This window comes from Paraburkholderia kururiensis, assembly GCF_034424375.1.
GTDB classification, from domain to species: Bacteria; Pseudomonadota; Gammaproteobacteria; order Burkholderiales; family Burkholderiaceae; genus Paraburkholderia; species Paraburkholderia kururiensis_A.
In genome coordinates, this window is sequence record NZ_CP139965.1 from 2753839 (window position 1) to 2780001 (window position 26163).

Annotated in this window: 22 protein-coding genes; 7 read left to right on the forward strand and 15 right to left on the reverse strand. The window is 65.2% G+C overall.

Annotated features, from left to right (window positions below; genetic code table 11):
- Positions 1-62 precede the first annotated feature (62 nt).
- Positions 63-749 (forward strand): cysteine dioxygenase family protein, encoded by a 687-nt coding sequence (locus tag U0042_RS12330; protein WP_114811014.1) that lies wholly within the window; start codon positions 63-65, stop codon positions 747-749.
- Here U0042_RS12330 and U0042_RS12335 read toward each other — a convergent pair.
- The 5 genes from U0042_RS12335 to U0042_RS12355 form a co-directional block, all read right to left on the reverse strand.
- Complete coding sequence (locus U0042_RS12335; protein WP_419150510.1) at positions 746-3427, reverse strand: mechanosensitive ion channel family protein; 2682 nt, start codon at positions 3425-3427, stop codon at positions 746-748. The genes U0042_RS12330 and U0042_RS12335 overlap by 4 nt on opposite strands.
- A 169-nt stretch (positions 3428-3596) precedes the next feature.
- Positions 3597-4244: an NAD(P)-dependent oxidoreductase gene (locus U0042_RS12340; protein ID WP_114811016.1), complete on the reverse strand. Its 648-nt coding sequence runs from the start codon at positions 4242-4244 to the stop codon at positions 3597-3599.
- Positions 4245-4382: 138 nt separating this feature from the next.
- On the reverse strand, positions 4383-4841 hold the full coding sequence (locus U0042_RS12345; protein ID WP_114811017.1) for an Rrf2 family transcriptional regulator: 459 nt from the start codon (positions 4839-4841) through the stop codon (positions 4383-4385).
- A 73-nt stretch (positions 4842-4914) separates the two neighbouring features.
- Complete coding sequence (locus tag U0042_RS12350) at positions 4915-5469, reverse strand: hypothetical protein (RefSeq protein ID WP_157977818.1); 555 nt, start codon at positions 5467-5469, stop codon at positions 4915-4917.
- Positions 5466-5981: a GNAT family N-acetyltransferase gene (locus tag U0042_RS12355; RefSeq protein ID WP_114811019.1), complete on the reverse strand. Its 516-nt coding sequence runs from the start codon at positions 5979-5981 to the stop codon at positions 5466-5468. The genes U0042_RS12350 and U0042_RS12355 overlap by 4 nt, the downstream gene beginning before the upstream one ends.
- A gap of 84 nt (positions 5982-6065) precedes the next feature.
- On the opposite strand from U0042_RS12355, the gene U0042_RS12360 reads away from it, so the two are divergent.
- Positions 6066-6647 (forward strand): DJ-1/PfpI family protein, encoded by a 582-nt coding sequence (locus U0042_RS12360; RefSeq protein WP_114811020.1) that lies wholly within the window; start codon positions 6066-6068, stop codon positions 6645-6647.
- 206 nt (positions 6648-6853) lie between these two features.
- Here U0042_RS12360 and U0042_RS12365 read toward each other — a convergent pair whose 3' ends face one another.
- Complete coding sequence (locus U0042_RS12365; protein ID WP_114811021.1) at positions 6854-8488, reverse strand: sensor histidine kinase; 1635 nt, start codon at positions 8486-8488, stop codon at positions 6854-6856.
- A 466-nt stretch (positions 8489-8954) separates the two neighbouring features.
- Between U0042_RS12365 and U0042_RS12370 the strand changes: the two genes are divergently transcribed.
- Positions 8955-10157 (forward strand): ammonium transporter, encoded by a 1203-nt coding sequence (locus U0042_RS12370; protein ID WP_114811022.1) that lies wholly within the window; start codon positions 8955-8957, stop codon positions 10155-10157.
- 94 nt (positions 10158-10251) lie between these two features.
- Here the strand turns inward: U0042_RS12370 and U0042_RS12375 are convergent, their stop codons facing one another.
- Positions 10252-10590, reverse strand: a complete 339-nt coding sequence (locus U0042_RS12375; protein WP_114811023.1) for a DUF190 domain-containing protein — start codon at positions 10588-10590, stop codon at positions 10252-10254.
- 229 nt (positions 10591-10819) lie between these two features.
- On the opposite strand from U0042_RS12375, the gene crcB reads away from it, so the two are divergent.
- The gene (crcB, locus tag U0042_RS12380) at positions 10820-11206 is read left to right on the forward strand and encodes a fluoride efflux transporter CrcB (protein WP_114811024.1); all 387 of its coding nucleotides are present in this window, start codon (positions 10820-10822) and stop codon (positions 11204-11206) included.
- 99 nt (positions 11207-11305) lie between these two features.
- On the opposite strand, the gene U0042_RS12385 is transcribed toward crcB, so the two are convergent.
- From U0042_RS12385 to U0042_RS12420, 8 genes are all read right to left on the reverse strand, one after another.
- Positions 11306-12247, reverse strand: a complete 942-nt coding sequence (locus U0042_RS12385; RefSeq protein WP_114811025.1) for an electron transfer flavoprotein subunit alpha/FixB family protein — start codon at positions 12245-12247, stop codon at positions 11306-11308.
- A gap of 9 nt (positions 12248-12256) precedes the next feature.
- A complete protein-coding gene (locus U0042_RS12390) occupies positions 12257-13006 on the reverse strand; it encodes an electron transfer flavoprotein subunit beta/FixA family protein (protein WP_114811026.1) in 750 nt (249 codons plus the stop codon).
- A gap of 32 nt (positions 13007-13038) precedes the next feature.
- On the reverse strand, positions 13039-14244 hold the full coding sequence (locus tag U0042_RS12395) for a PLP-dependent aminotransferase family protein (protein ID WP_114811027.1): 1206 nt from the start codon (positions 14242-14244) through the stop codon (positions 13039-13041).
- A gap of 58 nt (positions 14245-14302) precedes the next feature.
- On the reverse strand, positions 14303-15475 hold the full coding sequence (locus U0042_RS12400; RefSeq protein ID WP_114811177.1) for an NAD(P)/FAD-dependent oxidoreductase: 1173 nt from the start codon (positions 15473-15475) through the stop codon (positions 14303-14305).
- A 123-nt stretch (positions 15476-15598) separates the two neighbouring features.
- Positions 15599-17098: an aldehyde dehydrogenase family protein gene (locus tag U0042_RS12405; protein ID WP_114811028.1), complete on the reverse strand. Its 1500-nt coding sequence runs from the start codon at positions 17096-17098 to the stop codon at positions 15599-15601.
- Between the two features lie 121 nt (positions 17099-17219).
- The gene (locus U0042_RS12410) at positions 17220-18371 is read right to left on the reverse strand and encodes a branched-chain amino acid ABC transporter substrate-binding protein (protein WP_114811029.1); all 1152 of its coding nucleotides are present in this window, start codon (positions 18369-18371) and stop codon (positions 17220-17222) included.
- A gap of 327 nt (positions 18372-18698) precedes the next feature.
- Positions 18699-21677 (reverse strand): FAD-binding and (Fe-S)-binding domain-containing protein, encoded by a 2979-nt coding sequence (locus U0042_RS12415; protein ID WP_114811030.1) that lies wholly within the window; start codon positions 21675-21677, stop codon positions 18699-18701.
- A gap of 10 nt (positions 21678-21687) precedes the next feature.
- Positions 21688-22716 (reverse strand): DUF1338 domain-containing protein, encoded by a 1029-nt coding sequence (locus tag U0042_RS12420; protein ID WP_114811031.1) that lies wholly within the window; start codon positions 22714-22716, stop codon positions 21688-21690.
- A gap of 155 nt (positions 22717-22871) precedes the next feature.
- On the opposite strand from U0042_RS12420, the gene U0042_RS12425 reads away from it, so the two are divergent.
- The 3 genes from U0042_RS12425 to lhpI all read left to right on the forward strand — a co-directional run bounded on the left by U0042_RS12425 (position 22872) and on the right by lhpI (position 26093).
- A complete protein-coding gene (locus U0042_RS12425) occupies positions 22872-23789 on the forward strand; it encodes a LysR substrate-binding domain-containing protein (RefSeq protein WP_114811032.1) in 918 nt (305 codons plus the stop codon).
- 87 nt (positions 23790-23876) lie between these two features.
- Positions 23877-25166 carry an NAD(P)/FAD-dependent oxidoreductase gene (locus tag U0042_RS12430; RefSeq protein ID WP_114811033.1) on the forward strand — a complete coding sequence of 430 codons (1290 nt, stop codon included), beginning with the start codon at positions 23877-23879 and terminating at the stop codon, positions 25164-25166.
- Positions 25167-25178: 12 nt separating this feature from the next.
- Positions 25179-26093, forward strand: coding sequence for a bifunctional Delta(1)-pyrroline-2-carboxylate/Delta(1)-piperideine-2-carboxylate reductase (lhpI, locus tag U0042_RS12435; RefSeq protein ID WP_114811034.1), 915 nt, complete (start codon positions 25179-25181; stop codon positions 26091-26093).
- The last annotated feature ends 70 nt before the right edge of the window (positions 26094-26163 follow it).

Below are 26163 nucleotides of genomic sequence, written 5' to 3' on the forward strand. Positions count from 1 at the left end.
CTCCGCGCAAGCCGGTATAAATCGCAGTATCGAACCACAACGATCGCGTCCCGACCTCCGCCATGAAACCCACCATCGAACCTACGCCCGTCCAGCCCTGCTTGCCGCCCACCGCTGCCATCCGGCACCTGTGCGACCAGTTGAATGCGGCGTTCGAAACGGGCGCGCCGGCATCCGCGTCGCCGCTTCATGCAAACGATGCCGCGTTTGCGCAGCGCGTCCGCTCGGCGCTGGCCGCCGCCGTCGCCGACCCGGAGCTGCTCGACGACCCGGCCCGCGAAGGCAATGCCCACGGTTACCGCCGCCATCTGCTCGCCGCGGACGCGCAAGGCCGCTACGCCATCGCGGCGCTCGTCTGGATGCCGGGCCAGGCGAGCCCCGTGCACGCGCATCACACGTGGTGCAGCTATGCGGTGGTCGAGGGCGAACTCACGGAATCGCTGTACGGCTGGAACGAGGCCCGCGGCGACGCGACCGCGCTTCGCACGCAGCCGCGTGCCGCCGGCGCCGTGTCGTTCACGCGCGCGGGACATGCGGCCATTCATCGGCTTGTCAACGAGAGCGGCCGACGCGCCGTGTCGTTACACGTCTACGGCGTGGCGGGCGCGCAGATCGCCACGCACGTGAACGATCTGGTTCGCGTGGCCGAAGGCGGTATCGAAGCGGTATCAAGCGCCTTACACCGCAACGGGCCAGCCATCGCACCCGACACCGTCGAAACACCCGCGCACGAAGCCGCGCCGAGCTAGCCTTTTGGCGCGTCGCCGGCCACGGGAATCTGCGGCGGCGCGGCCAGCGAGCCGCCGGTCGGCGCCGGTGCCGGCCGCGGTTCGTGCGAGACGTCGCGTGCCTGCGCCTGCGGCACGTCGACAGGCGGCTTTGCGGCCGTCACGCCCGCCGCCGGCTGCGAGTGCGCGTGAGCGCCGTCCGTCTCGCGCCAGATCGCAGACGACTTGTCCCCTGCCCTCTCCGCCTGCCGCCCAGGCGTTTTCGGCGACGTGTACACCTGCATCTGCGGCACGGGAATCTCGATACCCGCCTCGTCCATGCGCCGCTTCAGGCGCACGTTGAACGCGCGCGCCACGCTCCATTGCTGGAGCGGCCGCGTCTTGATCTGGCCTTTCACCACCATCCAGTTCGGATCGAAACGGTCCAGCCCCCACACTTCGACGGGCCCGAGCATTTCGTTGCGGTAGCGGAAGTCGGCGGCGAGGTCGGCGCCGACTTCGCGGATCAGCGCCGTAATCATGTCCACGTCGGCCGAGAACGGCACGCGCACCTCGAACACCGCGTAGGCGAAGTCGCGCGAGAGGTTCTTCACGATCTTGATCTGCGAGAACGGAATGGCGTGAATGGCGCCCTGGCCGTCGCGCAGCCGCACGGTGCGGATGGTCAGATGCTCGACCGTGCCCGCGTGCCCGCCGTCTATCTCGATCCAGTCGCCCACCGAAATCGTGTCCTCGAGAATGATGAAGAGGCCCGTGATGAGGTCGGTCACGAGCGACTGCGCGCCGAAGCCCACCGCCAGACCGATCACGCCCGCGCCGGCCAGCAGCGGCGTGACGTTGATGCCGAGGTTGGCCGCGGTCACGATGCCCGCGATGGTGAGGATGGTGACGGCGAGCGCATTGCGCACGAGCGGCAGCATGGTGCGCGCGCGGGTGCCGGGGTTGCGCGACTTGCTGCGCGGACCGCCGGGATTGAGCGCCTCCTGGATCGCGGTATCCACGAGAATCCAGATCAGCCATGCCACGAAGACGGTGGTGAGAATGGCCGTGACCGCGTGGGCGATGCCGCGCGCGGTCACGCTGTCTTCGATCATGCCGGCGAGCGACACGCCCCACAGCCGCGACGAGAACTCGAGGAACGCGAGCCAGACGAACAGCATGACGAGCGTGCCGGCGAAGCGCAGCAACCGCCAGAGATACGGCGAACGGTGGCGCCGCCGACGGTGCGCGTCGTGCAAACGCGGGCGCGTCACGCGCAGCACGATGGCCGACAGGAAGAACGCGATCACTAGCAGCAGAGCCGTGACCACCGAAATCTGCAGGACGTCCTCGCTCGAATCGAGCCCGCCCAGTGTCGCGACGATGGACGCCCCCGCGAGCAGCAGCATCGGCAGATGCCAGAGCGAGGCGAGCACCTCGAAGCCCTCGGTCGCCGCGCGGTGATCGTGCCGCTGTTCGTACGACCGGTTGCGAATGAGGTGCGCGACGGGTTGCCGGAACGCCAGCGCGAAATACGCGGTGAGCACGGCGGCCGTCATGTTGGCCACCGTCGAGACGAGCCCCGCCAGATTGGGGCCGAGCTGATGCGCGACGTCGTAGTTGACCGCGGCGTCACCCAGCGCCCCGCACACGCCGATCGCAAACAGCAGCCGGCGCGCGTCGCGCAGCAGCACGTGCACGGCCGCGCGCCGGTGCCCGGAGCCGAACAGCGAGAACATGATGAGACAGATCGCCGAAAACACGGCGCCCGCCACGATCGCGTAAGCGATCACCATGCCGAGCGTGCGGCCCAGCGCCTCGGGCATCGCGCGCACGAAGGCGAGCGCGGCGACGAACGCGACCACCCACGGCCCCACACGACGCAGCGCGAAGATCAGCAGCTCGCGCGTGGCGGGGTTCGGCTTCAGTCCCTCGACGATGCCGAAGCGCGCATGCAGACGGCGTTGCAGCCAGATCAGGCTGCCCGCGCAGGCGCCCCAGCCGGCGAGCATCGCGAGCATGTCGAGCACGACCTTGCCGAAATGCTCGGAACCCTGGCTCGCGACGATGGCATACAGCTCGTTGGCGGCGGCGTTGATGCGCCCGCTCCAGTAACGCGCCGGTGTGCGGCCCTGGTGCACGTCCGCGGCAACTGACGCAAGGCCCGACGCGATGGCCCCAAGCAGCCCGGCTGCCCCCTGCGCGGACGACGCCGCGGCAGGCGGCGCCGCATGCTGCGAAACGTCGCGCAGTTTCTTCAACTGGGCGACCAGCGCCCGGCGCTGGCGATCGTTGTCGAGCGTCGAAATCACGCTGTCGAGCGAACGGGCGAACTCGGCCTCGCTGGCGGGGGACGGTGCGGACGCCGCATCGGGCGCCGAGGCCGACACCGCCGCCGACGCCGTCGCGCTGCTGATGAGGCTCTGGAGCGCGGGCAACACGGGGGTGGCCGCGCCGGGGACCGGCGCGCTGGGCACGCTGGGCGACCCGGTCGCGCCGGCCGCGCGCGCGGCGCCGGGCACGCAGGCAAAACTCGCGAGCACCGCGAACGCGACGAGCCACAGGGAAAGAAACGACGCTGTGAGACGCGCGCGACCAGCCCGGCCGGTACGGGACGGCCCGCGGCGACGGTCGGAACGATCGGGTAGACGAGCAGCCGTCCTGCACGCCGGCGCCACGGCCGGCGTGCCTGCATCACGCTGCTCCAGGCTTGACTTCATGGCGAACGGGATCAAAAGAGGGCCTCAAAGGACCCGGAAAGGAGGCATAAGTTTAGCCGTCCTCCCGCCCCGAACGCGTGAAGCTACGTGAGCGCGCGTAACAGATTGTCAGCGTGCTTGCGCTATCTGCGCTGACACCCCTTAGCGCGCCATGAATGCGAATGCGCGATCAGTACGCCGCCGTCGCGATCTGGCGTACGAAGCGCCCTTGCTCCAGCTCGTCGACGAATGCAACCGCATAGTCTTCGGCGGAAATGCGGCTCGTGCCCGCGGCGTCGGCGATCAGCGTGCCGGCGCCCGTGCGGAACTGGCCGGTGCGCTCGCCCGGGGCGATCATCGCGGCAGGCGCGAAGAACGTCCAGTCGAGGTCCGAGACCGTGCGGTAATAGTTGAACGCGTCGCGATGCGCGAGCGCAACGGCCTTGTAGGCGGCCGGGAACCCTTCGCTGTCTACGAGCTGCTTGCCCGGCGCGATTTCGAGCGACCCCGCGCCACCCACCACCACGAGGCGCTTGAGCCCCGCTTCGCGCACGCCGGCCACCAGCGCGCGGGTGGCGGCATCGAGCGTCGCCGTGTTGTCGTGAAGCGGGGCGTAGGCGCTTGCCACGACATCGTGGCCACGCACCGCCGCCGCCACGCCCGCCGCATCGAGCAGATCGGCCTGCGACGCGCGGACGTTCGCGGTGTCCGCCGGCACGCGCTGCGGGTTGCGCACGAGCGCGGTGACCTGGTGCCCGCGGCGCGCCGCTTCGGCGGCAATGCGCGAACCGATCATGCCCGTGGCGCCAAACAGTGCGATTTTCAACGTCTTGCTCATGTCGATACTCCCTTCGTGACGATCAAAAAATGTAACCATAACGATTACATATAAGGCGAAAAAAACCGGGGCAATGCCCCGTTCCTGACTACGTGTTCCCTGACGGGCGGCGCTTCGCTCACCCGCCCTCATACCGCTTCAACTATCGCCGCGTGTCGCACGCCGCTTGCGCAGCCGTTCATTGCGCACCACGTCCGAAAACGTGTCGGCAACCGTTCGTGCCGCAAGCGATGCCTCCATGGCGCGCTGCGCATCGTCGATGATGCCGACCAGCACCTGCTGGATGTTCCGGCCCACCATGCACGCCGGGTTCGGCTCCTCGCGATGCAGCCCGAACAGCTGCGATTCGTCCACCGCGCGGTAGACCTCGAGCAGCGTGATGTCTTCGGGCTCACGAGCCAGCAGCGCCCCGCCCCCCGCGCCAAGCTGCGAGGTGGTGAGCCCCGCCTGCGCCAGCATGGTCAACAGCCGGCGAATCAGCGCGGGATTCGTGTTCACGCTGCCGGCGATGATCTCCGACGACAGCGGTACGCCCTCCTGCTGCGCGAGCAACGCAAGCACGTGCACCGCAAACGCAAAGCGGCTACTCGTGTTCATCACGCACCTGCACGACGAAAAGTGTAAGCATGGTAGTTACATTTACCGGAGCGGTCAATCGGCAATTCGCGGTTCACGGGCTGGTACGCGCCGGTGCCGCGCTCGCGCCCGCCGCGCCGGATGCCGCCCCTTGCGCCGCCACCGACGACGAGCCGGCCACGGCGCTCGCCCATTGCTGAAGCTTGCGGCCCGCCTGTTCGAGACTGTTGCCCGCTGCGGCGGCGGCCGCGCCGGCCACGGCGCTCGCGGCGCCCTGCAGATGCCCTTGCGCCATCGAAGCAAGCGCGCCCGGGTCGATGGACAACGGAGGCGCCGATGCGCCCACGGCCGCGGACGCAGCGGACGCCGCCTTGTCGATATGCTGCTGCGCGGCGGCCCGTGCGGCATCGAGCTGCTGACCGACGAAGCTCGCCGCCTGATCGAGCTTCTGGCCAGCCTGCTTTGCGGCGTCGTTGAGCTTCGCGTCGGCATCCGACGGAGAGGTCTGCTTCTCGCAGCCCGCGAGCAGCACGAGCGGCGCGAACATCCACGCAAGCGCGGTACGCGAGGCAAGCGTGAAGCGACGGCGAGAAGCACGGCCGAAGCGGCCGGTATAAAGGGAAGCGCGAGCGTTGTTATGAAGAGTCATCGAAAATCCTGGGTCGCGTTGAGCGGCTTGCACATACGAAAACGGCGCAATGATACGCCCTCGCGCCAGACCACCTCGTCGCCGGCACAGCCGAAGCCCGCCCGCTCGAACACGCTTCTTGCGGCGGCACTCGCGTCGGCGGTGAGCACGACGGCGCCGGCCTCGCGTGCCGCCGCTTCGAGCCGCGCGAGCAGGCTCGCAGCGAGCCCCCGCCCGGCCCAGCGCGGCGCCGTATAGAGCATCTCGACGTGATCGGCGGGATGCAACTGCGCAAATGCGGCCACCTCTTCTTCGCCGCGCGCGGCCTCGCTGTGGCGTCGCTGTGCCACAGCGACGAGCGTCAGGCCTGGCGCCAGCAGGCGGCAGAATGCGTCGAGGTCGGCGGCGGCGTGCGCCCAGGCGGTGCGAGCGCGCAGGTCGTAATGCGCCGTCGCCATCACCGCCTCGCGAAACAGCGCTGCCAGCGCCGGCGCGTCGCGGCGCGCGTAGCGCCGCCATTGGAAAGCATCCATCGACTGCGTCACTGATTCATCAACGATGCTGGAGTAGACTCCACCGACGTCCGCAGTGTTCCGTTCCTCAACCGGAGACTTACGATGGCAGCGAAGAAGATTCTGTTTCTCACCGGCGACTTCGCCGAAGACTACGAAACGATGGTGCCGTTCCAGGCGCTCCAGGCCGTGGGCCATACGGTGGACGCCGTATGCCCCGACAAGAAGGCCGGTGACCGCGTGAAGACGGCCATCCACGACTTCGAGGGCGACCAGACCTACACGGAAAAACCGGGCCACCACTTCACGCTCAACGCATCGTTCGACGACATCGACCCCGCCCGCTACGACGCCATCGCCATTGCAGGCGGCCGCGCGCCCGAATATCTGCGGCTCGACAAACGCGTGATCGATCTGGTGCGCCATTTCGCGTCGGCGCAGAAGCCGATCGCGGCGATCTGCCACGCGGCCCAGTTGCTCGCCGCCGCCGACGTGATTCGCGGCAAGCGGATCTCGGCTTACCCGGCCTGTGCACCCGAAGTGCGGCTCGCGGGCGGCGACTATGCTGACATCCCCGTGGACGCCGCCGTCACCGACGCACCGTTCGTCACCGCGCCGGCATGGCCCGCGCATCCAGAATGGCTGCGGCAATTCCTTGCACTGCTTGGCACGCGCATCGAGCTTTGATGCAGCGTCGACTTCGTGCGGAACGTTCCGGTCGTGTCCGCGTACGAGCGTACAGGCGCATAGCCGGGCCGACGTGCTGAGCCGCTAGCGCCCGAGCACGACACGACGAAACAACCGCCTCCGGCATTTCGAATCCGCGCCGTGCCGCCCACACCGCGGCGCGGCGCGCCTGCCTCGCAGTGGCGCCCAGCAGCCGATAAGCCTCATTACCCCTGCGTCTCCGACGACCCCATCGCCTCGGCTGTCAATTGCGCCTTCGCCGCCGCCTCGGGCAGCGAGAAGTAGAACGTCGTGCCCACGCCTTCGGTCGATTCCACCCAGATGCGGCCGCCGTGCCGTTCCACCACGCGCCGCACGAGCGCCAGTCCGATGCCCTCGCCCGCAGCCACGTTGCCGTGCATACGCTGGAACGCATTGAAGAGCCGCGGCAGCGCGACTTCGGGAATACCCAGCCCGTTGTCCTTCACGTAGAAGATGCGCAGCGTCTGCACGCCGGGAGGCGCAGCGGTCGTGCCGATCTCGATGCGGCCTTCGCGCGCGGGGCTCAAATAGTTGACCGCATTGCCGATCAGGTTGGCGAACACCTGTTCCAGCGCGGTCGGGTCGCCCCATACGGCGGGCAGTTCGTGCACCACCGTTTCGGCGCGCCGCGCGCGGATCGAGACGCGCATGGCATCGATCACGCGCTGCACGATGTCTTCCACGTCCACGGGTTGGCGGCGGTACTCGACGCGGCCCACGCGCGAGAGCCGCAGCAGCGCGTCAATGATGTGCGAAGCGCGCAACACCGCCGATTGCAGATAACGCAGCGCGACCGCAATGTCGTCGTTGATGAGCTGCTCGATGTGCGCGCGCTGCGCCGGCGAGAGCGACGACTGCGCCACCACGCGGCGCAGGTCCTCGCACGCGTGCGTGAGTTCTTTCGAAAAGCCTTGCAGGTTGACGAGCGGCGCGCGCAAATCGTGCGAAACGCTGTAGATGAACATCTCGTTTTCCTGCGTCTGTTGCCGCAGGCTTTCGTTGATGTTCGCCAGTTCCGCGGCGCGCCGCGCGAGATCCGACTGGAAGCGCACCTGCAAACGCTCGGCCTCGATCAGGCGCCGGCTCGTCTCGTGCAGCACCAGATCGAGTCGCGAGATCTCGTCGTCGCCGCCCGTGAGCGGCGCGAGCGGCTCGTTGCCCGCGAGACGCCCGGCATTGTCCGACAGCAGCGCGAGGCGCCCACGCAGGCCGCGCGTGAACAGATACACCGCGAGCGCAACGAACACGATGGACCCCACCACCGCCGCGACGACGAGCGTCTGCTGCCGCGAACGCGCCGCCTCGGCCGCCGCGGCGCGCAGCACGTCGAGCCGCTTTTCCTCGGCCTGGAACGAAATCACCTGCACGCGCACGCGATCGAGCACGTCGGTCACGCCCAGGTCGCGAAAGCGCGCGAGCACGTCGGCGCGGCGGCCCGAGCGCAGCAGGTCCTGCACGCGGTCCGACCATTGGCGATAGGCCTGCACGGCCTGGCGGATCTGCGCGGCGCGCTCCACCTGCCCGGGGTTGTCGGCCACGAGTTCGACGAGCCCGTCGATGCGGCGATCGACGTCCATCCAGAGCGCAACGGGCGTGGCGTAAGTCGTGTCGGTCGCGGCCACCGCGCCGCGCAGACGCGCCGATTCGAGAAGCACGGGTTCGAGAATGCGCGACGTCTGGGTGAGCACGTCCTGGCTGTGCTGCGCGGCGCGCTCGGCTTCGAGCGCATCGGCCTGTGCCTTGACGATTCCCGAGAGAAGCGTCAGCTCGAACACGGCCGGAATGGCGATCAGCAGCAACCCTTTGGTCGTCAGTCTCATGCGCGCAGGTTGGTTCGCGAGCCTGCCGGGCGGCGTGCCGGAGAACTCATGGCGGGGGCCCCATTATGTCGCCTTTGGGCCCGGCGACAAAGGCGGGTACGCCCGGCCGCCTCGCACGGCGGCGCGAACGCCTTGTCGGACGGGCCGCCGCGTGCGAGCGGGCTTCAGCGAAACGCTCGCATCACCATGCGCGGGGCATGGCCGCGCCAGCGGCGTAAGCCAATTCAAAGAAAATGCCTCAATTTGGCGCGCGATCCGTACCTCTCTCGAGGCAAACGCACTTCTTAGGTGCTACTCGCCTGAAGTCGGTGCACTGACGTGGCCGATATCTGACTACGGCCGCAGGCATGGCGCACCGTACTGGCCCACAGAGGCCCGTCTGCGCACCTTCATGAAGCCGTTTCGACCCATTTTGGCCCACATCTTGCTTCCTCTGCCCGTTTTTTGCGCATAGCAGGACGGACAGATGGAAAACCTCAAGACCGGCACCGACACGCTCTTTCTGCTGCTCGGTGCCGCCATGGTGCTGGCCATGCACGCGGGCTTCGCGTTTCTCGAACTCGGCACCGTGCGGAAAAAGAACCAGGTCAACGCGCTCGTGAAGATCCTGGTCGACTTCTCGGTATCGACGCTCGCGTACTTCTTCATCGGTTATATGATCGCCTACGGCGTGCAGTTCTTCGACCCCGCCGACGTACTCGCCGCCCACAACGGCTACGGGCTCGTGCGCTTCTTCTTTCTGCTCACCTTCGCCGCCGCCATTCCGGCCATTGTCTCGGGCGGCATCGCCGAACGCTCGAAGTTCAACCCGCAGCTGTTCGCGACCTTCGTGATCGTCGGCTTCATCTATCCGTTCTTCGAGGGCATCGTGTGGAACGGACGCTTCGGCGTGCAGGCCGCGCTCGAACAGTCCTTCGGCGCGCAGTTCCATGACTTCGCGGGGTCGGTGGTGGTGCACGCCTTCGGCGGCTGGGTCGCGCTGCCGGCGGTGCTGCTCCTCGGCGCCCGTCACGGCCGCTATCAGCGCGACGGACGCGTGGCCGCGCATCCGCCGTCGAACATTCCGTTTCTCGCGCTGGGCGCCTGGGTGCTGGCCGTAGGCTGGTTCGGCTTCAACGTGATGAGCGCGCAGACCGTCGACAAGATCAGCGGCCTCGTCGCCGTAAACTCGCTGATGGCGATGGTGGGCGGCACGCTCACGGCGTGGCTCGCGGGCCGCAACGATCCGGGCTTTACCTACAACGGCCCGCTCGCGGGACTGGTGGCCGTGTGCGCGGGCTCGGACGTCATGCATCCGCTGGGCGCGCTCGTCACGGGCGCGGTGGCGGGCGTGCTGTTCGTGTACCTCTTCACGCTCGTGCAGAACCGCTGGCGCATCGACGACGTGCTCGGCGTGTGGCCGCTGCACGGCATCTGCGGCGCCTGGGGCGGCATTGCGGCGGGCCTCTTCGGTCTGCGCGCGCTGGGCGGGCTGGGCGGCGTGTCGCTCGGCGCACAGGTGGTGGGCACGCTCGGCGGCATCGTCATTGCGACGTTGGGCGGCACACTGGTGTACGGCGCGCTGCGTGCGACGGTGGGCCTGCGCATCGATAAGGAAGCCGAATACAACGGCGCGGACCTCTCGATTCACCGCATCTCGGCAACGCCGGAGCGGGAAACCGCGAGTTGAACCGCGCGTAGCGTCGCCGTGCTTGCGTTGCGGCACGGCGAAGCCCGTTTCCTCGCGTAGGGCACCATGAAAGCGCCCTACGCCGGGGTCCGGGTCAGGGCGCCGCCTGCTCGCCGCCCGGCAAACCCAATACGCCGAACTCGATAGGGCAGCGCGTGTAGAACACGTGCACATTGGCGCGTCGTACGGCGTCGAGCAGCAATTCGGACTCCGTCTCCGTGACGGCGAAGATGACCTGCATGGGCTGGTCGGCCAGTTCGAAGAACCGCGCGGCGTGACGGGCACCGGCATGGCCGATGCCCTCGGCCGCAGCAATGACGGTCGCGCCTTGCACGCCCATCTGCTTTGCCCTCGCCATGAGCCAGTCGACCACCGGCTGGTGCTCGTGGCGCCGGCTCTGCTCCGTATAGAACGTGAGTTGATAGCCTTTCATATCGTGTCCCCGTGAAGTCGCAGCATGCGCCGCTCTTGCGATTTTAGGCCACGTCATGGGCGACGGTGGCACGACGTAAGCGCATCGAAATTCGCCCGATGCTAGACTCACGCGCTGAAAACGGGAGGCGCAGCGGCTTCGTTTCAGTCACGCTTCAGCCAGGCTTCGGCACGTTTAAAAGCGGTTGTGTCGCGCAGATTTCTTTTCCCCTACAGGTTTCTTTCCCGCTATGTATCTGTCGATTCTTGCCGTCGCGCTGGGCGGCGCGCTCGGTTCGCTGCTGCGCTGGCTGCTCGGCATCCGGCTCAACGGTCTCTTTCCGCCTCTGCCGCTCGGCACGCTCGCGGCCAATACGATGGCGGGGTACATCATCGGCGTGGCGGTCGGCGTATTCGCGCGCTACCCGGGCCTCGCGCCCGAATGGCGGCTCTTCGTCATCACAGGGCTGATGGGCGGCCTCTCCACCTTCTCGACGTTCTCCGCGGAAGTCGTCTCGCACCTTCAGGAAGGCCGGCTCGGCTGGGCGGCCGGCGAGATCGCCATTCACGTGGGCATCTCGCTCGCGATGACCGTGCTCGGACTCCTCACCGTCACGCTGGTCGCGCGGCCGGCGTAACGATACTTCGCGTTCAGCTCGACGTTATCTAACCGCAACGTTGCACCCTGCCCCGCACGGAAATACGGAAGGGCCGGCTTTCGCGCGTACCGTCACGGGTCAAGCACCCAGTTTGCCCGTCAGTTCCGGCACGGCCTCGAAGAGGTCGGCAACCAGCCCGAGATCGGCCACGCCGAAGATGGGCGCTTCCGCGTCCTTGTTGATGGCGACGATCGTCTTCGAGTCCTTCATGCCGGCCAGATGCTGGATCGCGCCCGAGATGCCCACTGCGAAATAAACGTCCGGCGCGACGATCTTTCCGGTCTGTCCCACCTGGAAGTCGTTCGAAACGTAGCCTGCATCGACGGCTGCACGTGACGCACCCAACGCCGCCTGCAATTTGTCCGCGAGCGGCTCCAGAACGGCCTTGTATTGCTCCGCCGAGCCCAACCCTCGCCCGCCCGACACGACGATCTTCGCCGCGGTCAATTCGGGGCGTTCGAGCTTCGTCAATTCGCGACCGACGAGCGCAGAGCGTCCCGAGTCCGGTGCAGGCGCGAGTGCTTCGATGGGGGCATGGCGCTCGCTGCGAGCGTTCACGGGCGCAAAGGCCGAGAGGCGCACGGTGACGACCTTCACCGGATCGAGCGACTGCACGGTCGCCATCGCATTGCCGGCATAGATGGGACGCTCGAACGTGTCCGGGCTGAGTACCGCGGTGACGTCGGAGATCTGCCCCACGGCGAGCTTCGCCGCCACGCGCGGCGCGATGTTCTTGCCGTACGCGGTGGCCGGAAACACGATGTGCGTGTATCGATCGCCCACGGCCACGATGGTCGGTTCGATGTTTTCCGCAAGGCCGCCCGCGAGATGGCGCGCATCGGCGTGCAACACTTTTTCCACGCCTTCGAACGCCGCGGCTTCCGCGGCCAGCGCGTGGACGTTGTGACCCGCCACCAGCACGTGAACGGCCGTACCCAGTTGCTTCGCTGCGGCCAGTGCATTCAAGGTGGAGGCCTTCAGGGTTGTGTCGTCGTGTTCTGCAATCACCAGCGTCGTCATGGCTCGACCTCACATCGACTTCATGTCGTTCTTCAATTTGTGGACCAGCGCGTCGACGTCCGCCACGAACTCGCCCGCGATGCGCTTCGGAGGTTCGCTGACTTTCAACGTCTTGACGCGCGGCTGGATGTCGACGCCGAGTGCGGCCACGTCGATCACATCGACCGGCTTCTTCTTCGCCTTCATGATGTTGGGCAACGTGACGTAGCGCGGCTCGTTGAGTCGCAGGTCCGTCGTGACCACCGCAGGCAAGCGGATATCGACCGTCTCCGAACCGCCGTCGATTTCGCGCGTCACGCTGGCTGCGCCGTCTTTCACTTGCAGATGCGACGCGAACGTGGCTTGCGGCCAACCGGCCAGCGCGGCGAGCATCTGACCGGTCTGATTGGCGTCGTCGTCGATCACCTGTTTGCCGAGCATCACGAGGCCCGGCTTCTCGCGTTCGGCTACTGCGCGGAGAATGCGCGCCACGCCGAGCTGCTGCAATTCGCTCTCCACTTTCACGTGGATGCCGCGGTCCGCGCCCATGGCCAGTGCCGTACGCAACGTCTCCTGGCACTGCACGGGCCCGGCCGACACGACGATCACTTCGCTCGCCTGCCCGGCCTCCTTCAGCCGCACGGCCGCCTCCACGGCGATTTCGTCGAACGGATTCATCGACATCTTCACGTTGGCGAGTTCAACGCCGGACTGATCCGCCTTCACGCGCACCTTCACGTTGAAATCCGCCACGCGCTTTACGGCCACTACGATCTTCATGGGTCACACTCTCTTCATTTTCTATTCGACATTCAGACCGACGTGCCAACTGCCGCGTCGTAGGCACGCTTGAGCCGGCGCACGCCTTCCTCGATCGCGGGGACATCGGGCGCAGCAAACGAAAGACGCAAGCTGGAGGCGTCGGCCTTATCCGCGAAAAACGCGTTGCCCGGCACGAAGATCACCTTCTGCTCGATGGCGCGCGCGAGCAGCGCCGCCGCGTCGAGGCCTTGAATGCGGGCCCACACGAACATGCCGCCCGATGGCGCGTGAAATTCGATGCACTCGCCCAGCGCTGCGCGAAGCGCACGACACAGCGCGTGATTCTTCTCGCGATATGCCGCGACGATGGTGGGCACGTGCCGCTCGAGTGCGCCGTCAGCGAGATACTCCGCGGCGATGGCCTGCGTCCACGGCGCGCTGCACAGGTCCACCGTCTGCTTGGCGATGACGCAGCGCCGTGTGATTGCCGCGGGCGCAATGGTCCAGCCCACCCGCAAACCCGGCGCCACGATTTTCGAGAGACTGGAGAAATGCACGACCCAGTCGCGCGATCCCGCCACTTCGCTCGTCAACGCGAGAATGGAAGGAATGGGCTCGCCCGAGAACCGAAGGTCGCCGTAGGGATCGTCTTCGACGATCAGGAAGCGGTACTGCACCGCGAGTTTGAGCAACGCGATGCGGCGCTCGCGTGTCAGCGTCGCGCCGGTCGGATTCGCGAACGTCGGAACCGTATACAAGAGCCGCGGCCGGGACACCTCGCCCGAAGCCAGCAGGTTCGCGAGATGCGCCACATCGAGGCCATCCCGATCCACGGCAATCGTGACCACCTTTGCCTGCTGCAAACGCAACGCCTGAAGCGTTGCGGGATACGCAGGCTGTTCCGTGAGCACGAGATCGCCGGGGCCGACGAGCACGCGCAAGATCAGATCGAGGCCTTGCTGCGAACCGGTGGTGACGAGCATCTCGTCCGGCGCGCACGACACGCCGCGCCGCGCCATCAGTTGAACGAGTTGTGCCTTGAGCGACGGCAATCCGTCGGTGGGACCATATTGCAGGCATTGCGCAGGCGCTTGATACGCGCGCGTTGCCGCGGCGTCGAGCCCTTCGACGTCGAAAAGGTCGCTCGCGGGATAGCCGCCCGCGAACGAAATCATGCCGGGTTCTCCGAGGTACTTGAACAGTTCTCGTATCGGCGAACCGGCAGGTTGCTGGAAAGGTGCAGTGAATTCGTACATGTCTTCGTTTGCGAGGAGCCGGCTGATCGGGAACGACGCAGCCCGCTAGACGACGTTGCTAGACGACGTTCTTTTCGACGATGGGCCGGTTTTCCAGAATCCGTTCCCAGCCGAGCGACGACAGATCCAGCGTGGTGTACCGGCCGTTGACGATGAGTTCGCTCACGCCGCGCCCCGTCGCCGGGCCTTGCTGCAGACCATGCCCGCTGTAGCCGTTCGCAAAAACGCAGTTCTCGACGTCCGGGTGATAACCGATGATCGCGTTGTGGTCGAACACGTTGTACTCGTAATAGCCGGACCAGCAGTTCTCGACGCGCAGCGCTTCAAAGCCGGACACGCGGTGGGCGAGCGTCGGCCAGATCACGTCGTCGAAGAGCTCGTGGTCCACCTCGTCGAGCGGCAGGTCGTCCGGATCGTTGTCCTCATCCGGCGACGTGCCGGTGATATAGGTCTTGCCTTCCGGTCTGAAGTACACGCCCGTGGGGTCGATCAGCAGCGGACTGTTCTTCAACTGCGCAGGCGACGACACGTTGAAGATGCTGCGGCGGCGCGCATAGACCGGAATGTCCACGCCCATCAGTTCCGAAATGCGCCGTGCCCACGCGCCGGCTGCATTCACGAGCGTGTCGCAGGCATAGCGTTCGCCGTCGCTGGTCACGACGTGCGTCACTTTGCGTCCGTCGCGCTCAAGGCCGGTCACGTCAGCGGCCACATAGCGTGCGCCGAGCGACTGAGCCTTTTTTCGAAGCGCCTGCACGAGGCCGTAGCCGTCGAACCAGCCCTCGCCGGAAAGCCCGTATGCGCCGGCAACGATATCGTCGACGTTCAACCACGGGAATTTCTGCGCCAGCTCGTCTGGTGAGAGCAACGCGATGTCGGCGCCCAGGCTCGCCTGCAAGGCGTGGTTTTCGCGCAGCGTGGCTTCGCCGGCTTGCGTTGCGAGAAAGAGATAGCCGCCTTCGTGCAGATCGATTGACGGTCGGTGGCCCTCCACTTCCAGGCGCTCGCCGATATCGCGCAGGAATTCGATGCCGTACAACGACATCTGGATGGACAACGGCGTGGAAAACTGCTGCCGGATAGACGCGGCCGACAGCGCCGACGACGACCTCGCGTAGCTCGGGTCGCGTTCGATGACCGTCACCGAAATCGTCGGGTCGCCAGCGCGCAGAAAGTAAGCGATAGAACTACCGATGACGCCGCCGCCAACGATAACGACTTTAGAACTCACGACAGGCTCCATGTTTGCTGAGGGTGCGATTGATGCCACGCGCGGCGTGGGGCTTCGTCCACTATCGTCCGCTCTATCGCCTTCCCTATTGCGAACGAAACGCCCCACGCCCGATGCGCGTTGCTACCCGATGTTGAAATCGACGCCCTGCGCGAGCGGCAGCGCCGACGAGAAATTGACGGTGTTGGTGGCACGGCGCATGTAACCCTTCCACGCATCCGAACCCGATTCGCGCCCGCCGCCGGTTTCCTTCTCGCCGCCGAATGCCCCGCCGATCTCCGCGCCGCTCGGCCCGATGTTCACGTTCGCAATGCCGCAGTCGCTGCCCGACGCGGACAGGAAACGCTCGCTCTCGCGCATGTCCGTGGTGAACACGCACGACGACAGGCCGTGGTGCGCAGCGTTGTTCGCTTCGATCGCATCGTCGAAGCTTGAATACTTAAGCACGTAGAGAATGGGCGCGAAGGTTTCCGTGAGCACGATGTCCGTTTGCGACGGCATTTCGACGATTGCCGGGCGCACGTAGAAGCCCTTCTCGTTGCCCGCGATAATCTGCCGCTCGCCGCCGAACACCTTGCCGCCCTCGCGCTGCGCCTGCTCCAGCGCCGCCTGCATACGATCGAACGACTGCTCGTCGATGAGCGGCCCCATGAGCGTGCCTTGCTCGAGCGGGTTGCCGATCGTCACCTTGCCGTAGAGCGTCTTCAACCGCTCCACGGTCTTGTCGTACACGCTCTCGTGCACGAACAGGCGGCGCAGCGTCGTGCACCGTTGACCGGCCGTGCCCACTGCGGAAAAGAGGATGCCGCGCAAGGCGAGTTCCATGTCGGCCGTACCGCTCACGATGCCGGCGTTGTTGCCGCCCAGTTCGAGAATCGCGCGGCCGAATCGACGCGCCACTTCCACGCCGACCGCTCGGCCCATCCCGGTGCTGCCCGTGGCGCTCACGATGTTCGAGCGCGGATCCGCAACCAGCTTCGCACCCACTTCGCGGCCTCCGTTGATGAGGCCTGTCAGGCCTTCGGGTGCCGAGTCGAATTCTTTCAAGGCATCCTGAAGAATCCGGTCTACGGCCAACGCCGTGAGCGGCGTCTTTTCCGAGGGTTTCCAGAGCACGGCGTTGCCGCACACGAGTGCGAGCGCCGCATTCCACGACCATACGGCCGCGGGAAAATTGAACGCCGAGATCACCGCGCAAACGCCCATGGGATGCCACGTCTCGGCCATGCGGTGGCCCGGCCGCTCGGAGGCGATGATGAGCCCATATAGCTGACGCGAGAGGCCCACTGCGAAGTCGCAGATGTCGATCATCTCCTGCACTTCGCCCAAGCCTTCCTGGAGAATCTTGCCGGTTTCGAGCGTGATGATGCTGCCGAGCGCGTGCTTCTTCTCGCGCAGCTTGTTGCCGAGCAGGCGAACCAGTTCGCCGCGGCGCGGCGCCGGCACATTGCGCCAGACCTTGAAGGCCTCGTGCGCCTTCGCGAGTGCCGCGTCCACGTCCGCCACCGTTTGGCTCGCGACACGACCGATCAGTTCGCCGTTGATGGGCGAACGCACCTCGATGTCGCCCGCTTCCGCCAGATGCGAAATGCCGAGTTCCGAGAGAATGCTTGATGCTTTCACAGTAGAGCCTCTTCAGTGTTTCCAATACAGGTGCATGGCCGAAGCCGCACGTTGGTGCGAAAAAGATGCCTGGGGCGACGGACGTTCGCCCGCACGCATCCTTCGTGACACGCTTACGCGTTTAGTCGGCGGTCTTCGTCGTGATCGGCGTCCAGGCGACGTTCTTGACCTGATACATCGTCGAGCTGGGATTCTTCAGGTCGCCTGTCTGCGTGAACGCGATACGGCCCGTGACGCCCTGATAGTCGGTGCCCTTCATTGCCGTGTTGAAATCCGCGGGCTTCGTGGAATTGGACTTGTGCATCGCCTTGATGGCGACCCACGTTGCGTCGTACGCGAACGGCGCGTAAGCGAGCATGTCGACACCGTACTTCTGCTTGAACTTCGCCTCGAAGTCCTTGCCCTTCGGCAGCGTGGACAGCGGCTGGCCGTATTCCCACACGGACGAACCGTTCGCCGCGTCGCCCGCGATCTTGATGAAGTTCGCGTCCATCACGCCGCCGCCGGCGAGGAACTGCGCCCTGATGCCGAGCTGGCGCATCCGCTTGACGATCATGGCTGCCTGCGTGTCGAGGCCGCCGAAGAATACGAGGTCGGGGTTCGTGCTCTTGATGGCGGTCAGCTGTGCGGAAAAGTCCACCGCCTTGTCGTTGGTGAACTGACGGTCGACGATGGTGCCGCCGTTCGCCTTCACGGCCTTCTCGAATTCGTCCGCTTCGCCCTGCCCGAATGCCGTTCTGTCGTCGATGATGGCAATCCGCTTCGCCTTCGTCACCGTGGCCGCATAGGTGCCCGCGTTGCCGGCGTTCTGCGCATCCGTTGCGATGACGCGATAGATCGTGGAGAGCCCCGCCTGCGTGATGGTCGGATTCGTGGCCGCGGGTGTGATCATCGGAATGCCCGCCTTCGCGTAAATCTTCGACGACGGCAGCGTGGTGCCCGAGTTGAAATGGCCGATCACCACCGACACTTCGTCATCCACGAGCCGTTGCGCGACCTGCACGCTCACGCGCGGGTCGCTCTGGTCGTCCTGCGAGTCGACGACGAACTTGACCGGCTTGCCGCCGATACTCGGATGGCCTGCGTTGGCTTCGTCGACGGCCATTCGCACGCCGTTCTCGATGTCCTTGCCGTAGGCGGCACCCCCGCCCGTGAGCGGACCGGCGATGCCGATCTTGACCTCCGCTTCCTGCGCGCAAGCTGCCGCGGAAACGAAGCAAAGAGAAAGAGCCACGACGAGAGGACGACGGGACACGCAAATACGGGAGAGCATGGGGAGTTTCCTTTGATATTTGTAGTCGACACACAGCGCGAGGCGATGGCCTCAACGGTCGCGCACAGCACACTCATCTCCCGGCCAACCATTGGCAGCTAACACACGTCCGGTGATGATGTGGAGCAATTGTCAGCAGCCAATAGACCTGCATCAAACGATATCTATGCACGACGTGATGCGTTCCGATCATCAACCTCGTGAATTCCGGGTCGTTCAGCGCAGCCCGAGCTCCCTATCAGGCACAAGGGCATACCCCCATTGCTTCAATCGAACAACAAAAAAGGGACGCGGCGCGTCCCCTTTGCATTCAGAAAACAGAGTTGTTCAGGATACCGATGTTATATGACCAACCGCTTCGATAGGCGTATCGGATCGACGGAGGTTCCCACGCGTGAGCGCTCTTTCTGCAAGCTGCGCAATATGCAAGGTGTGCCGGCCGGCGCCCTGTTGAATCTGCTCGCGGCAACTGAAGCCGTTCGTCACGACAATCGTTTCGGGCGCCGCATCGCGCACCGATGGCAGGAGCTTTTGCTCGCCGATTTTCATCGACAGGGCATAGTGTTCGGCGTTGAATCCGAATGCGCCCGCCATACCGCAGCAGCCGGCATCGAGCAGCGACCAGCGCACACCGAGCTTATCGAGCAATGCGGTTTCGCCTTTCATCCCGAACACCGCCTTTTGATGGCAGTGTCCGTGCACGACGACATCGGCCTCCAGCCGTGGCCATTGAAAGTCCGCACGCGCGACAAAGTCGGAGAAGAGGAACGTCTGCTGCGCGAGCCTTTTTGCCGTGACGTCGTGCGGCAACTGCTTGAGCAGTTCGTCCTTGAACACCGAAAGACAGCCGGGCTCGAGCCCGACCACCGGCACGCCGGCGCGTATGTCTTCGGACAGCTCGTCGACTACGTTCCTGAGCAGCGCCCTGGCTTCGTCGAGCAGGCCATAGTCGTAGAGCGGGCGGCCGCAGCACAAACGCTTGCGCGGCAGCACAACTTCGTAGCCGAGCTGAGTCAGTACGTTTGCCGCGGACGTAGCAACCTCCGGCGAGAAATGGTCGTTGAAGGTGTCGACCCAGAGCATCACCTTGCCCGACTTCGCGACCGTCGCGGTGCGGCTCGCCGGCGTGCGATGGCGCGTCAATGCACGGTACGTCTTCGGCACGAACACGGGGAGGGTGCGTTGTGGCGCGACGCCCGCCACCCATTTGCCGATACGAGCCAGGGGACGAGCGGAAGTCATGAAATTCGTCAGCCACGGAAAGCGGCTCGCCCACGGTGCCCATTGCCCGATTCTTCCCATGAACATCGCCTGCCTCGGCCGACGATGCTTCTCGTAGTAGTGCGACAGGAACTCGGCTTTGTACGACGCCATGTCCGTGTGGGTCGGACAGTCCGACTTGCAGCCCTTGCACGCAAGGCAGGAATCGAGCGCTTCTTTTAGCGGCTCACTGTCCCAACCCTCCGTCATCACTTCCCCTTGCAGCATTTCCCAGAAGAGGTGCGCGCGTCCGCGCGTCGAAAATTTCTCTTCGCGCGTCGCGCGATAACTGGGGCACATGGTGCCGCCATCGAGCGACCGGCATTTCCCCATTCCGATGCAGCGTTCCACCGCACGTTGCATACCGTCGCCTTCTGGACTCGTAAACGTAAGCCTCGTATCGATCGTAACGGTCTTGTACGCCGGGCCCATACGCAGGTTCTCGTCGGCACGATAGGCGTGTACCACCTTGCCCGGGTTCAAGCGATTGGCGGGGTCCCATATCGCCTTGAACTCCTCCATTGCACGCATGATTTCAGGCCCATACATGATGGGCAGAAATTCCGCCTTTGCCTGGCCGTCGCCGTGCTCGCCCGAAAGCGAGCCGCCGAAGTCCACCACGAGCTGCGCTGCTTCGCGCAGAAAGCGGCGCCACTTCTGCACGCCTTCCACGGTTCGGACATCGAAGGTGATGCGTGCATGCACACAACCATCGCCGAAGTGGCCGTAAAGACATGTCTCGTAGCCGTAGCGGTCGACGAGTGCCTGGAACTGGCGCAGGTAGTCGCCGAGCCGCATCGGGTCCACTGCCGCGTCTTCCCAGCCCACCATCGGGTCCGGTATGGACGGGTCGACCGAAAGCGCAACCGCCGACGCACCCGTCTCGCGGATCGACCACACCTTCTGCTGCTGCGTCTTGTCTTCCACCACGAAGCCGGTCACGTCGGCGCCGCCGTGACCTGCGCTGAAATAGGCGTGCGCGGTCTGCGCCTGCCGCACCGCCTCCGCGTGCGTGTTCGCGCCGAATTCGAGCACCACCCAGGCGTCGCCCTTCGGCAGTAACGCGATTTCGTCCTTCTTGAGCCCGCGCGCCTGAAGGCCGCGAACGATGGCGCGATCCAGGCCCTCGATGGCGATCGGCGCGAAGCGGTTGAAGTGCGGCACCGCGTCGGCCGCGGTGTAAATGTCCTTGAAGCCGAGCAGAAGCAGCACGCGGCATGACGGGCTGTGAACGAGGCGAACTTTCGCCTGCAACGTCACCGCGCATGTGCCTTCGGTGCCCACCAGCGCGCGTGCAACGTTGAAGCCGTTTTCAGGCAGCAATTGATCGAGATTGAAACCGGATACGCGTCGTTTGATCTGCGGAAATTCAGCGCGAATGTGATCGGCGTACCGGTCGCGCAGGTCCCGCAGCTGCGCGTATATCTCGCCTTTGCGGCCGCCCTTCGCAATGATGCCTTCGAGTTCGGCGTCGTCTGTCGGACCCACCCAGAAGCGTGCGCCGTCATACGTGGCAATCTCGAGCGCCTCGACGTTCTCCACCGTCTTGCCCGCCATGACCGAATGCGCGCCGCACGAGTTGTTGGCAATCATGCCGCCCAATGTGCAACGGCTGTGCGTGGCCGGATCGGGCGCGAAGGTCAGGCCGTACCGTTCGGCCGCTTCGCGCAATGTGTCGCAGACCGCGCCCGGCTCCACGATTGCGGTCCGGCCCGCAGGGTTGACGCTCACCACGCGATTGACGTACTTGCTCGTGTCGGCCACCACCGCGACATTCACGCATTGCCCGTTTTGCGACGTGCCGCCGCCGCGCGAGAGAAACGGCACATCCAGGCGGTGGCATGTCTCAAGGGCCGCCACCAGGTCGTCCACATCGGTGGGCAGCACCACGCCGAGCGGCACCTGCCGGTAGTTCGAAGCGTCGGAGGCGTACAGCGCCTTCGAGCCCGCGTCGAACCGAACCTCACCGCGCACGGTGCGGCGCAGTTCGGTCTCCACCTGCTGAAGCAGGCTGCTGCTTGCCTGAAACGGCGTGGCTGCTTTCACGGCTGCTTTCCTATCTTGCCGCGTGAGCCGTCATCTTGAAGATGCCCGTCGCGTTACCGGCGTCGAAGCGCAGATCCGTCTTCCAGCTGCGTGCGGTCTCGTCGAATTCGCGCTTGCGCGTGATGAATTCGTAGAACGAGCCCGGTACTTCGCGCGTAACGACGCGGCCGTCGGCGCTACGAAACTCGCGCTTCACGATGTCCGCGCGATAAGCGGTCTGAAACACGCGGCCCGAGCGCGATCGTTCAACGTCGGGCTTGATGGGACGTCCCTTCGCCTTTTCGTCGTCGGAGAGCTGGAACACGTTCGCCACGCGGTCTGTCGCGTGATTGAATGCGTTGCCCTCCGTCGAAATCCACGCCATTTCCGCAGACTCACGAAGAATGGTCTCGTAGTCGTCGACGTGCGGCATGTCGTGCTGACGCGAAAATGCGCTCACGATAACGGGCAATAGTCGATGTGCCGTGTCGATGGGCAAATGGCCGTCGCGCTCCAGTTCGGACAGCTGCGAAACCGCAAGCGGCGTAAGGGGGTCCTTCGACGAACGCAGCACGTTCGAAACAGCCTGCTGGAATTCGCCCGAAAAGCGCTCGGGGTGCAGCTCGCTCACGAAGAACTGCGCGATCTCGTCGGGAGCGTCCGCATGCACGTATGCGCGCCCCGTCATACCGAGTTTGTCCAGCGGATAACGACCATTCAGCCTGAAACCCAACGGACGAAGAATGCGCGTGAACGCCGCCTCTCCCGGCGGAAGCGCGCCGTTCTCGGCCCAACGCACCGTGCGCAGCGCGCCATGGTCGAAGTAGACCGAGCCGCCGTTCGCGATGGCGTCCTCGGTGTAGGCGCGCCCGTTCGGCGAACGTTCGAGAAGATCGTCGAAGAGCGCCATGTTCATGGCCTGGGCGAGTTCGGCACGCGTCACATTGCCGTCTTCCCAGTCGGCGAGTACGGCGGGGAAATTGAGCGTGGCAAAGAGTCGTCCCGTCTTTTCCGGTCCGAGCAGCTTTTCCAGCAAACGTTCGATGTTCGAATTGCGCATGATTGGTCTCTGAAGCGGGTCCGCGCAAGCGCGGCGAAAAAACACGCGGCGGGACGCTGTGTGCACGCCGGTTCTGCATGCCGTGCATTATTGAAATCGTTGTGGCCCGCGTAAAGCGAGATAAAATTGCCACATGATGAGTTTTCGGAATTAAGATGCGCAAGTTCAAGATTCCAAACATGGGCGCGCTGACGGCGTTCGAAGCCGCCGCGCGGCACGAAAGCTTCACGCACGCCGCGAAAGAACTGTTCCTCACGGAAAGCGCCGTCTCCCGCCAGATCGCGACACTCGAATCGCAACTGGGCGTACGACTCTTTGTCCGCGCTAAACAGCGGGTGGTCCTCACGCGGGCGGGACGCCTGTACGGAACGCAGGTGCGCCGCGCACTGGAGAACCTCGACAGGGACACCCTTTCGATCATCGCCCACGGCGGCGGTGGCGGATACCTCGAACTCGCCGTACTACCCACCTTCGCGTCGCAGTGGCTGATTCCGCGAATCAAGGCGTTTTACGACCGCGCGCCGGACGTCAGGGTGAACATGGGCGTGCGCACCGACACGTTTTCGTTCGAGGAGTCCCACTTCGAAGCCGCCATCCACTACGGCAAACCCACATGGCCCGGCACCACGGCCGACTACCTGTTCGGCGAAGAAACCGTGCCCGTCTGCTCCCCTCGCCTGCTCACCCGCACGGTGAAGAAACCGCATGAACTGCTGGGGTATCCGCTGCTGCACTCCACCACGCGTCCCGATGCCTGGACGCGCTGGTTCTCGGACCTCGGCGTCGACGACCATTCCACCATGCACGGCGTGCGTTACGAACTGCACACCATGCTGATCGCCGCAGCGGCCGCGGGCCTCGGCATCGCGCTCGTGCCGAAGTTCTTCGTGGAGGACCGCCTCGAGCAACTCGGCTTGATCGTTCCGTTCAATGCGTCGACAGAGGCCGATTCCGGCTACTACCTCGTGTATCCCACCGAGTTGTCGCACGGCAAACCGCTGGAGATGTTTCGCGCGTGGCTGCTCGAAGAAGCTGGCTCGTACAGCGCGACAAAGGCCCGGCGAGGCCGCTAGCCACCTTCGTTTCCGATACGAAATTTGTTTCACATCAGAAATTGATCGGGTAGTATCTGCCGAACCACCCTTCGGCAGGAGACCCACGTGGAGGACGTCGTTGTCATCGGCGCCGGCGTAGTTGGAACCGCTGCGGCATTCAATCTCGCGAAGTCAGGATTCCGAACTACGTTGATCGACTCCTCGCCGCCGGGAATGGGTTGCTCGTTCGGCAACGCCGGATTGATCGCGGTCGATCACGTCGCGCCGCTCGCCAGTCCCGACACACTGTCGGGCATTCCGCGCATGCTCCTGCGCCCCGATAGTCCGCTGCGCCTGCACCCATGCAGCGCGCCGCGCATGACACCGTGGATGGTCGAATTTCTGCGCCAGTCGCGGCAACACAATTTCGAACGCAACACGGTGGCGCTCGCGAGCCTCATCACGCGCGCGGCGGGCGCGTGGCGCCGCCTGCTCGACCAGCACATCGTGCGCGACCTGTTTCGTGACATCGGCTCGCTCTATGTATTCGAGAAGCCTGTCGCGCGCAAGACGGAGCACCGCACGCTTTCGTTGCTGGATCATTACGGCGTGCCGTACCGAAACCTCTCGGCTCAGGAGGTGCGCCGCGAATTTCTTCCGGCGTTGACGCCGCACATCAGCCACGCGCGCTATTTTCCGGGCATGGCCTCGGTCACGCATCCGCAAAAGGTCGTTCAAGGCTTTTTCGATGCGGCCATGAAGGCGGGAGCGCGCTTCAAGCTGGCCTGCGTCGACGGTATCAAGCCATCGTTTGACGGCAAGGTCGAGTTGACGATCAACGGCGAGCGGACCCTTGCGGACAAGGTCCTGATCGCCGCGGGCGCACGCAGTCGCCCGCTCATGCAAGCGTTGGGCAGCAACGTTCCGCTTACGCAGGAACGCGGCTACCACGTCCAGCTTTCGCAACCCACGACCGATCTGCTGAAGGTGCCCGTGAGCTTCATGGAACGAGGCTTCACCTGCAATCCCATGGCAGACGGCATCCGTCTTGCCGGCACGGTGGAACTGGGCGCCGGCAGCGAGCCCGACTGGCAACGAGCCGACATTCTCGCCACTCACTTTCGCGAACTGTTTCCGGAAGGCGCCCTACCGGAAATCGCGTCGCGCTGGCACGGCGACCGGCCCACGCTCCCCGACTATCTGCCCATGATCGGCGAATTGCCGCACGCACAGAATGTCTTCGTCGCAACGGGACACCAGCATCTGGGCTTCACGCTTGGGCCCCTGACGGGCGAACTCGTCGCGCGACTGATGGCTCGCCACAGACACGCAGCCGCGCCCGACATCGATCTGCATCCATTCCGCGTGGACCGTTTCTCGCGAGACAAACACCGTCCGCATCGGCGCATTCAATGAGGAAATGAAAGTATGGAAACCGTCGAAGTGTTCGACGCCAAAGCGACGGCACAGTTTCTCGACTTCGGCGCACTGGTGCAAGCGCTGAGGCAAGCTACCCTGGAGCACGCGGCAGGCCTTATCCACGCGCCCGTTCGCATAGGCGTTCCGCTCCAGGACGGCGGTGTGTTTCTCTCGATGCCCGCGAGCGCCGCGGACGTTGCCATCCACAAGCTCGTCAGCGTGAGCCCCGCAAACGTCGCGAAGAAGCTGCCCACTATCTTCGGCACCGTGACGGTGTGCGACGGGGCCACGGGGCAACCGGAATTCATTCTGGACGGCCCGACGGTCACGGGGCGGCGCACGGCCGCGCTCTCGATGTTGGGCGTGCGTCTGCTTCATCCGCGCACGCCCTCTTCATTTCTGCTCGTCGGGACCGGTCAACAGGCGCAGTTTCATGCCGCGGCGATCGGCCAGTTACATCCCGAAGCGTTGCTGTACGTTCGTGGGCAACACGTGGAGGCGGAGCGTGCTTTTTGCGCGTCGATGAGACTGGCGGGCGTGGCCGTCATGTCCGCTCGCGAAAAAAATCCGGCCGACATCGACACGGTAATCACGGTCACGACGAGCAAAACGCCCGTCTACACCGAGGCCGCGCAGCCCGGCCGGCTCGTCATCGGCGTGGGCGCGTTCACGCCCGATGCCGCGGAGATCGCGCCAGCGACCGTTGAAGCGAGCGCCGTGTTTGTCGATGACCTCGACGCGACGCGCGAAGAAGCCGGCGACCTGCTTCAGGCAGCGGTGGACTGGTCTACCGTGCGCTCGCTGGCCTCCGCCTGCGAAGCGCCTGCGCCGAAAGACAAGCCGATCCTGCTGAAGACCGTGGGCAGCGGCGCATGGGACCTGGCAGCCTGCCGCGTTGCGCGTTCGGCGATTCGGAATCGATGAGGCACACAAGCCGTTCGAATGCCTTCGCGTAGAGGGAAGCGCGCCTTCAACGCGAACGCGCAGATTCCGC

Bases quoted from the DNA above. Each gene is read 5' to 3' on its own strand.
- U0042_RS12330 (WP_114811014.1), top strand. From the start codon at position 63: ATGAAACCCACCATCGAACCTACGCCCGTCCAGCCCTGCTTGCCGCCC.
- U0042_RS12335 (WP_419150510.1), bottom strand. From the start codon at position 3,427: ATGAAGTCAAGCCTGGAGCAGCGTGATGCAGGCACGCCGGCCGTGGCG.
- U0042_RS12340 (WP_114811016.1), bottom strand. From the start codon at position 4,244: ATGAGCAAGACGTTGAAAATCGCACTGTTTGGCGCCACGGGCATGATC.
- U0042_RS12345 (WP_114811017.1), bottom strand. From the start codon at position 4,841: ATGAACACGAGTAGCCGCTTTGCGTTTGCGGTGCACGTGCTTGCGTTG.
- U0042_RS12350 (WP_157977818.1), bottom strand. From the start codon at position 5,469: ATGACTCTTCATAACAACGCTCGCGCTTCCCTTTATACCGGCCGCTTC.
- U0042_RS12355 (WP_114811019.1), bottom strand. From the start codon at position 5,981: ATGGATGCTTTCCAATGGCGGCGCTACGCGCGCCGCGACGCGCCGGCG.
- U0042_RS12360 (WP_114811020.1), top strand. From the start codon at position 6,066: ATGGCAGCGAAGAAGATTCTGTTTCTCACCGGCGACTTCGCCGAAGAC.
- U0042_RS12365 (WP_114811021.1), bottom strand. From the start codon at position 8,488: ATGAGACTGACGACCAAAGGGTTGCTGCTGATCGCCATTCCGGCCGTG.
- U0042_RS12370 (WP_114811022.1), top strand. From the start codon at position 8,955: ATGGAAAACCTCAAGACCGGCACCGACACGCTCTTTCTGCTGCTCGGT.
- U0042_RS12375 (WP_114811023.1), bottom strand. From the start codon at position 10,590: ATGAAAGGCTATCAACTCACGTTCTATACGGAGCAGAGCCGGCGCCAC.
- crcB (WP_114811024.1), top strand. From the start codon at position 10,820: ATGTATCTGTCGATTCTTGCCGTCGCGCTGGGCGGCGCGCTCGGTTCG.
- U0042_RS12385 (WP_114811025.1), bottom strand. From the start codon at position 12,247: ATGACGACGCTGGTGATTGCAGAACACGACGACACAACCCTGAAGGCC.
- U0042_RS12390 (WP_114811026.1), bottom strand. From the start codon at position 13,006: ATGAAGATCGTAGTGGCCGTAAAGCGCGTGGCGGATTTCAACGTGAAG.
- U0042_RS12395 (WP_114811027.1), bottom strand. From the start codon at position 14,244: ATGTACGAATTCACTGCACCTTTCCAGCAACCTGCCGGTTCGCCGATA.
- U0042_RS12410 (WP_114811029.1), bottom strand. From the start codon at position 18,371: ATGCTCTCCCGTATTTGCGTGTCCCGTCGTCCTCTCGTCGTGGCTCTT.
- U0042_RS12420 (WP_114811031.1), bottom strand. From the start codon at position 22,716: ATGCGCAATTCGAACATCGAACGTTTGCTGGAAAAGCTGCTCGGACCG.
- U0042_RS12425 (WP_114811032.1), top strand. From the start codon at position 22,872: ATGCGCAAGTTCAAGATTCCAAACATGGGCGCGCTGACGGCGTTCGAA.
- lhpI (WP_114811034.1), top strand. From the start codon at position 25,179: ATGGAAACCGTCGAAGTGTTCGACGCCAAAGCGACGGCACAGTTTCTC.